Here is a 381-nt window from a genome sequence, read left to right as displayed (position 1 = left end):
CATTACTGAACGTCGTCCGCGTACTGCTCGTACTCAGCAACCGGGCAACCAACTGCGGGGCAAGACTCTCACCACCGGCCACGATGGTGGTGATGTGATGACGTGCGCCACGGGTCTCCAGATGCGCAGCAAGAACCTCCAGATGAGAAGGCGTCGCCTTCAGGAAACCGATCGGGGTATCGGTGCAGATCAGATCGATCGCCGCATCGAACGCCGTCACATCCGGCCCCGTGACAGGAATGACAAGCTGCTGACCCTGGATCAGAGGCAGGAACAACGCCGTGATCGTCAGATCGAACGTCACCGACGAATACAGAACCGAACCGACCCCACCCGGAACACGGACCGGGTAGTTCTCGTCGCACCAGTGCAGATAATTCA

At 59.1% G+C, this 381-nt stretch carries 1 pseudogene; it reads right to left on the bottom strand.

From position 1 onward, the window contains the following. Window positions 1–381: pseudogene (locus AADR41_RS42605) on the bottom strand (hypothetical protein); the annotation flags it as partial.

The sequence above is a fragment of the Streptomyces sp. CLV115 genome, assembly GCF_038448545.1.
Classification (GTDB): Bacteria; Actinomycetota; Actinomycetes; order Streptomycetales; family Streptomycetaceae; genus Streptomyces; species Streptomyces sanglieri.
Note: the sequence above shows the minus strand (reverse complement) of the source record. Positions and strands in the feature narration are given on the sequence as shown.